The sequence below is a fragment of the Sphingomonas sp. ABOLE genome (assembly GCF_003950455.1).
Lineage (GTDB): Bacteria > Pseudomonadota > Alphaproteobacteria > Sphingomonadales > Sphingomonadaceae > Sphingomonas > Sphingomonas trueperi.
Window position 1 is genome coordinate 18,717 of sequence record NZ_QQWY01000053.1, and the last position, 8,287, is coordinate 27,003.

An 8,287-nucleotide genomic window follows, 5' to 3' on the forward strand; every position below is an offset into this window, starting at 1 on the left:
CGGGAGCCTTGACCTGCTTCGCCTTCGCCCTGCACCATCGCCTAGAGCACGGATCAGCGACAAGAACATGACCGTCCGCAGGAAATCACGCTCCAGAAACATCAGATACAGGGGGATTGCAGATGACCGACGGATCATGGCGCCGGCTATTTTCGACCGGAACGGGGTTGACCGCTTTGTCGATCGCGTTGGCAAATCCCGCATTCGCGCAAACCGATGGCCCAAGCGGTAGTGCGGCCCCCCAGGCGCAGGGCGAGGCGCAGAATGTCTCGACCGACGAACTGATCGTGACCGGTTCGCGCATCCTGCGCAACGGCTTCCAATCGCCGACGCCGCTGACGGTCGCGACCCAGGAAGATATCCGCAACACCTCGCCGACCAACAACATCGCGGACTTCGTCAACCAGCTGCCGGCGCTGGCCGGTTCCACGCGGCCCTCCAACTCGCGACTGGCGATCAGTTCCGGCCTTGCCGGCATCAATGCGCTCAATCTGCGCGGCCTGGGCGAGATCCGGACGCTGGTGCTGCTCGACGGGCGCCGGACCGTCGGATCTAGCGTCACCGGGCTGGTCGACGTAAACACTTTCCCCCAGGCACTGGTGAAGAGCGTCGAAATCGTGACCGGGGGCGCTTCCGCCGCCTATGGCTCGGATGCCGTGGCGGGCGTCGTCAACTTCATCCTCGACAAGAAGTTTCAGGGTATCAAGGCGTCGGCGGACAGCGGCATCACCGGCCATGGAGACGGCGCCAACTATTCGTTCAGCCTCGCGGGCGGCACCGCATTCGGCAGTGATGGACGCGGCCATGTCCTGCTCAGCGGCGAATGGGCGCATCGCGACGGCATCTTCCAAGTCGACCGCGACTGGAATGCGCGCGGCGTCGTTCGGATAACCAATCCCAACTACACCAACACCAACGGCCAGCCGCAATATCTCATCCGCCAGCCGGTCGGCGTCGCCAACGCGACGCCGGGTGGCATCATCCTCAACTCGAGCGGCGGTGTCGCGAACAGGTTGCGCGGCATCTATTTCGGCAATGGCGGCGCGGCGGGCCAGTTTCAGTACGGCGCGCTCACCTTCCCCGCAGTCGGCGGCGCCACTGCCCCCTCGCTCACTCAGGGCGGCGACTGGCAGCTCAACGACCAAGGCCGCAACATCGGCCTCGATACGGATGACGATCGGCGAGGCGTGTTCGGTCGCGTGAGCTACGACGTCGGCAGCGGCATCTCGCTGTTCGCGGAAGCATCGTACAACTGGCAGAAGACGCTGTTCAACGCTGGTCCGCAATTGACAACCAGCACAACTCTCAGCGCCGCCAATCCCTATTTGCAGACCGCGCTGGCCAACGCCGTTTCTGCCGGGCTCATCACCCCGGCAGAGCGGGCTGCCGTCACTTCAGTGACGATCGGCACTACCGCCGTCGACCTGCCCTATCGCAAGAACAACAGCACCCGCGACGTGCAGCGGTACGCGATCGGCGCAGAGGGGGAGTTCCAGGCGTTCGGCAGGAAGGCGATCTGGAACGTCTACGGCCAATATGGCGAGACCAACGCGCACGAGCAGCTTCGCGACATCATGAACACCACGCGCATGGCCAATGCGACCGATGCCGTGTCCGCGCCGGCAGGCAATGCCCTCGGCGTTGCGGCGGGAACGATCGTGTGCCGGTCATCGCTCACCGCACCGACCAATGGCTGCGTCCCGCTCAATCGCCTGGGCATCGGCGTGACGAGCCAGGCGGCGATCGACTACGTGCTGGGCGATCCCTATCGCGACCAGAGGCTGAAGCAGACCGTGGCCGGCGCCAATCTCTCGCTGACGCCGTTCGCTACCTGGGCGGGCGACGTCAGCATCGCGGTGGGCGGTGAGTATCGGCGGGAGTCGGTCTCCGGCTATGTGCCGACCGACTATCAGACCGGCTGGTCCGTCGGCAATTTCCTGCCGACCTTCGGCAGCTACAACGTCAAGGAAGCCTATCTCGAGACGGTCGTCCCGCTCGGCCTGGGAATCGAGTTCAACGGTGCCGTGCGCGCCACCGACTATTCGACCTCGGGCTATGTCACGACATGGAAGGTCGGTGCCAGCTGGCAGCCGATCCCGGACATCCGCTTCCGCGCGACCCGTTCGCGCGACATCCGCGCGCCCAATCTGAGCGAGCTTTTCCAATCGGGCACGTCGCGTACCAACACGCTGACCGACCCGGCGTCCGGCCGTACCACCGTCACCTTCCGCGAGATCACCACAGGCAACCCCAATCTGCGCCCGGAAAAGGCGGACTCGGTCAATATCGGCGTCGTGCTCCAGCCCCGCTTCCTCCGCGGTTTCTCGGCATCGGTAGACGGCTTCGACATCAAGCTGAAGGACGCCATCGGCCAGTTCTTCGCGCAGGACATCATCAATCGCTGCTACGAGGGCCGTACCGAGTTCTGCGCTGCCTATGGGCCGGACCCGACCGGCGACCGCGAATTGTTCTTCAGGGCAAGCCCGTTCAACTTCGCCCGGCAATGGGTCCGCGGGATCGACGTCGACGCGAGCTACCGCGTGGAACTCGACCGGATCTTCGGCGGGGCGCCCGGCGCGATCACCCTGCACGGGCTGGCGACCCGCTACATCCACAACATCACCGACAGCGGCGTGCCCAACGTGGTGCCGATCGACGTCGTCGGGCAGCTGAGCGGCACCAGCCCGCCCGAATGGATCTATCGCTTCAATGCCAGCTATGAAACCGAGCGCTTCTCGGTCACCGGCACCGTTCGGGGCGTGAGCAGCGGCACCTATGGCAACAATTACATCGTGTGCAACGGCGACTGCCCGGTCGGGCGCGCGTCGGCCGTGGTGTCGCAATTCCCGACGATCGACAACAACCACATCTCGGGTGCGGCCTATGTCGATCTGAACCTCACCGCCAAGATTTCGCAGGGCGAGCGGACCCGCGGGGAAGTGTTCCTGAACGTCACCAACCTCCTCGATCGCGATCCGATCCTGCTTCCCGAAACCGGACTGGCGGCAAACAGCACCTATTCCGACCTGCTGGGCCGGGCATTCCGGGTCGGGATCCGGTTCGAGCTGCGGTGACCGCGCGTCGCGGGGATGGCGCTCCTCCCGGACTGCACGCGATCCATCCCCGCCGCGCGCTCCTCCAGTCCTGCGCTGCCATCGCCATTGCCGGGTGGGGCAGCGCGGCGATGGCGCTGAACCGGCGCACCGAACCCACGAGAAGGGTGAACGCCATGGGCATAAGGGACGTCGTGACCATTGCCGATGACGCGTGGGGCGTGCCGCATATCCGCGCCTCCTCCATTCCGGATGCCTATTTCGGGCAGGGCTATGTCGTCGCCCGCGACCGGCTGTTCCAGATCGATCTGCAGCTGCGCCGTGATCTCGGCAGGCTGGCGGAGTCGTTCGGCGCGCGGTTCGTCCCCCATGACCACGCCGCCCGCCTGCTGCTCTATCGCGGCGACGTCGAGGCGGAACTGGCAGCTCTCCCGGCCGAAGTGGTGGCCTGTGCCCGTGGCTATGTCGACGGGATCAATGCCCGCATCGCCGAGCTGGAGGCAGACCCGTCGCTGCTGCCGCCCGAATATGGCGTGCTGAAGCTGCGGCCGCTGCGCTGGGACATCGCCGATCTGGTGCGCATTCGCAGCGGCGACATGGGCAGCAGCTCCGACGAAGTCCGCCGAGCGCAGCTGGCGGCGCGCGGGCTGCTGGATCTCGATGCGCTGACCGCGCCGCTGGCTTGGGACTGGAAGCCCCGGCTGCCCGAGGGACTCGATGTCGCGGCCGTCTCGAAGGCCGATCTGGGCATCCTCGGCGAGACCGAAGGTCCCCTGCCCTGGAACGACGCGGTGCTCGCTTCCTACGACCCGGTCTATGATCGGCTTGATCGCGAAGCGCATGGCAGCAACGCATGGACGATCTCCGCGGCGCGCTCCGCCACCGGCCGCCCGATCCTCGCCAATGATCCGCATCTCGGAATCGGCGGCTTCTCGCCGCGCCACCTCGCCCACCTGACCGCGCCGGGCTTCGACGTGATCGGCGCCGGCAGCCCCGGCATGCCCGGGATTATGCAAGGCCATACTGACCATTACGCCTTTGGACGGACCAATTCGCACATCGACCAGGAAGACCTCTACATCCTGGAACTCAAGCCCGACGACCCGGAATGCTATCGCCACCAAGACCAATGGAAGCGGTTCGCGACCACAACCGAGACGATCCGCGTGAAAGATGCCTCCGACGTGGTGGTGACGCTCCGCACCGCCAAGCACGGCCCCGTGCTGCTGCACGACCCTGCCCGGCGCCGCGCCACGGCGATGGCGTCGGTCTCGCTGCGTCCCGGCGCGAACATGACCTTTGCGATCATCGCACTCAACCTCGCCAAGAACTGGGAGGAACTTGCGCAGGCCGCGCGGCTGCACGTGGCACCGACCAACCTCCATTATGCCGATATCGACGGCAATATCGGCTGGCGGCTGCTCGGCCATGTGCCGATCCGCACCCGGCACGACGGCCTGTTGCCCGTACCCGGCGACGGACGCTATGACTGGCAGGGTATCCACCCGACCGGAGCGATGCCGACGCTGCGCAACCCCGAAAGCGGCTGGTTCGCCTCGGCCAACCAGTTCAACCTTCCACCGGACTGGTCGCCGGACAAGCGCGTGACGAGCTTCACCTGGAACGCACCCTATCGCTATGATCGGATTGCGCAGGTCCTCGGCGAGTCTGGGAAGCATGGGTTGAAGGAGAGCGTGGCCTTGCAGCACGACGATCTTTCGCTGCCGGCGCAGGCATTGCTGCCGCTGCTGCCGCGGGATCTCGAGGGCAAGGCGGCGCAGGCGGCGGCGATGCTGCGCGGCTGGGATGCGCGTCTTGGCGCCGACAGCGGCCCCGCGGCCCTTTTCGAGATGCTTTGGATCGAGCTGGGCGCAGCGTGCCTGGCCGCGATCGTGCCGGCTGCCGCCCGCGACCTCGTCACGTCGATCGACCCGCGCCCGATGCTCGCGCTGCTCACGCACCCCGATGCGCGGCTCGGGTCCGAGCCGGAAGCGGCACGCGACGCGCTCTTTGCTGCGGCGCTCGGCCGGGCCTGGGACGCAGCGGAGTGCCGATTCGGAGCCGACCCGGCGGCTTGGCGCTGGGGCGATGCCCACCGTGTCGCCCTGCGCCATCCGCTGTCGAGCCGGCCTGCGATCGCCGCTGCCGTTCCGGCAATCGAGGGCGGCAGATCGGGCGGCGACGGCTACACCGTGATGGCGCGCGGCTATGTCGCCGCCCGCAACTGCACCGTCAGCCACGGCGCGAGCTTCCTGATCGTCTGCGACATCGGCAATTGGGACGCGAGCCAGGTCCTGTCGCTGCCGGGCCAGTCGATCGATCCCCGCTCCCCCCATTATCGGGACAGCTACGCGGCCTGGTTGGCCGGCCAAGCGCGGCCGTTTCCGTTCAGCCGGCGGGCCGTCGACGCGCATGTCCGCCAGGTGACGGAACTGCGCCCATGAAGATCGGACGGCGCCGCTTCGTGCAGTCGATCACCCTTGCGCCGATGCTCGCGTACCTGTGCCAGCGACCCGGAAGCGCCGCAGCCGCCACCGTGTCGACCGAGCGATTCTCTGCAGCCTTCAGCGAGATCCAGTCCTGGGTCGGCAGGGCCTTTCCCGGTGCCGTCGTCGCGATCGGCATGCGCGGCCGCCTCGTGGCATTGCAAAGCTTCGGAAAGATCTCGTCCGCGCCCGATGCGCCGCCGATGCCCAAGGATGCAATCTTCGATCTCGCTTCGCTCACCAAGGTGGTCGGCACGACCACCGCCGCCGAGCTTCTTTACGACCACGGGCTGCTGGACCTCGACCGTCCGGTGGTCGCGTATCTTCCGGCCTTTGCCGGCACGCCCGGACACGAGCGGATCACGGTGCGACACCTGCTCAGCCACAGCTCCGGTCTGTTCACCACCGATCTGCTCTGGCAGCACAGCCGCAACCGGCAGGAGCTTCTTGCTCTGATCGATCGCATGCCGGTCGTGTGGAAACCAGGTTCGCGCTATCAATATCGCGACGAGAACATGATCCTGATGGGCCAAATCGTCGAGCACGTGTCGGGGATGCCGCTCGACCGCTTCGTGCACGACCATGCGTTCCTCCCGCTGAAGATGCGGGATACCGCCTTCAATCCCTCGGCACGCCAACTGGCACGGATTCCGCCGACAGAACAGGACGATGTGTTTCGACACCGGCTGGTACGCGGCGTGGTGCATGACGAAAATGCCTATGTGCTGGGCGGCGTCGCCGGACATGCCGGGCTGTTCTCGACCGCACAGGATCTCTCGAAGCTCGCCGCGCTCTACCTGCGGGGCGGGAAACCTCTGTTGAAGCCGGCGAGCGTTGCCGCCTTCACCACGCGTCAGGCCGATCCACCGGGTACCTCGCGCGCGCTGGGTTGGGACATGCCCGATGCTGCCGGCAGCTTCGCCGGGCCCCGGGCCTCCCCCGACGCGCTGATCCATACCGGCTTCACCGGAACCTCCATATATATCGACCGGCGGCGCGGCGCCTTCATCATCCTGCTGAGCAACCGGGTGAACCCCAGCCGGGACAACAAACGCATCGCAGACGCTCGAATAGCAATCCACACGGCGGTGCTGTCGGCGATTGATGGTGCCTTCAACGAGGCAAAACCCTGGACCGGCGTCGCCTCGCCGCCTCGTACGTGCCTGCGGGCGATCGCATCTTAGAGATCGCCGCCGATGGAGTCGGACGTCGCACGCTTCAACAACGGTAAACCGGGGCGAACGCAATCCCGATTATCGGACGCAACCCGTCACGCGCACCGTCTACCCTGCGGGTCGAAGAGAGCTTGCTCCCTTTCCTTCCGTCGCGCGGCCAGTCAAACACAATCAGCAATTTCGGTCATTTCGACCGCGCCTCCGCACTCCGCGCCATCTCGACGTGACGCGCCATAACTGAGTAGCCCCTAGTTTTCTAGACGCCTTCCGCCTTCAGAACCTGCTGCCGTTCGAACTGGACGGGCGACAGCATCCCGTTCCTGACCTGCTTGCGCACCGGGTTGTAGAACATCTCGATGTAATCGAACACGTCCTGCCGGGCTTCCTCGCGGGTTTTGTACGTTCGACGCCGGATGCGCTCCCGCTTGAGCGAGGAGAAGAAACTTTCGGCGACGGCGTTGTCATGGCAGTTGCCGCGGCGGCTCATAGAGTGCTCAAGATTGTGCGCGCGTAGGAAGGCAGCCCAGTCCATGCTGGTGAACTGCGAGCCTTGGTCCGAGTGGATCAACACCCGATGCCTCGGCTTGCGTCGCCATGCCGCCATGTGCAGCGCCTGCAGCACCACATCGGTGGTCTGCCGGCTGTGCATCGACCAACCGACCACGCGGCGGGAAAACAGGTCGATCACGACCGCCAGATAGGCGAAGCCTTCCAGGGTGCGAATGTACGTGATGTCTGTCACCCAGGCCTGGTCGGGCGCAGCCACGTCGAATTGGCGATCCAGCGTGTTGTCGACCGCCAGGGACGGCTTGCCGCCATGGCTGCCGGGCCTGCGCTTGTAGCCGATCTGCGCCTTGATGCCCGCCAGCCGGGTCAGCCTGGCAACCCGATTCGGGCAGCAGGTCTCGCCGTGATCCAGCAGATCGTCGTGCAGCTTGCGGTAGCCATAGACCTTGCCGCTGTCGTTCCACGCCCGCCGGAGCAGCTCCGTCTGTCGAGCATCTTCCCGAGCCCGCCGGCTCAGCGGGCTCTTCTGCCATGCATAATAACCACTTGGCTGTACGGCGAGGCACCGGCACATCGCCCGCACGTCAAACCGATCGCGATGCTCGGCAATGAACGCGTATCTCACTTTGCATCCCGAGCGAAATACGCGGTGGCTTTTTTTAGGATGTCGCGCTCCTCGGTCACCCGGGCCAGTTCGCGCTTCAGCTGGCGGATCTCCGCATCCTTGCCGGCATCGCCTGACCCCGCCTTCGTCAGCTGCCGCTTCCACGAATACAGCGAGTGCTGGCTGACGCCGAGACGCTGCGAAACCTCTGCTACCGGATACCCGCGCTCGGTAATCTGGGCCACCGCATCACGCTTGAATTCATCGCTGAAATTGGGCTTCCCCATCGTCGCCTCCTGTCCTCAAAATTAGGATCCAAGTGACCTGCCCCCCGCTGGTCCTGCAGTCATAACGAGAGTCCGCCGGTTTGATATTCGTGGTGCGCCACCGGCACAAGCGCGCCGGGCGTGACGCCTCCGTCTTGCAGGAACGCGCGGCGCGCTTGTGCCGGTGTTCGGTTTC

General features: G+C 65.7%; 4 protein-coding genes. 3 read left to right on the forward strand and 1 reads right to left on the reverse strand.

Going from position 1 to position 8,287, the window contains the following annotated elements; genetic code table 11:
- Positions 1–122: 122 nt before the first annotated feature.
- The 3 genes from CA234_RS21795 to CA234_RS21805 all read left to right on the forward strand — a co-directional run bounded on the left by CA234_RS21795 (position 123) and on the right by CA234_RS21805 (position 6,723).
- The gene (locus CA234_RS21795) at positions 123–3,074 is read left to right on the forward strand and encodes a TonB-dependent receptor (RefSeq protein WP_125977869.1); all 2,952 of its coding nucleotides are present in this window, start codon (positions 123–125) and stop codon (positions 3,072–3,074) included.
- A gap of 155 nt (positions 3,075–3,229) precedes the next feature.
- Positions 3,230–5,497: a penicillin acylase family protein gene (locus CA234_RS21800; RefSeq protein WP_241213633.1), complete on the forward strand. Its 2,268-nt coding sequence runs from the start codon at positions 3,230–3,232 to the stop codon at positions 5,495–5,497.
- Complete coding sequence (locus tag CA234_RS21805) at positions 5,494–6,723, forward strand: serine hydrolase domain-containing protein (RefSeq protein ID WP_241213634.1); 1,230 nt, start codon at positions 5,494–5,496, stop codon at positions 6,721–6,723. Before CA234_RS21800 ends, CA234_RS21805 begins: the two co-directional genes overlap by 4 nt.
- A gap of 247 nt (positions 6,724–6,970) precedes the next feature.
- Here the strand turns inward: CA234_RS21805 and CA234_RS21810 are convergent.
- Positions 6,971–8,112 (reverse strand): IS3 family transposase gene (locus CA234_RS21810; RefSeq protein WP_126002746.1). Its coding sequence is split into 2 segments (ribosomal slippage): positions 6,971–7,872 and positions 7,872–8,112, totalling 1,143 coding nucleotides; the frame shifts between segments, so codons are not numbered across the junction.
- Positions 8,113–8,287 lie beyond the last annotated feature (175 nt).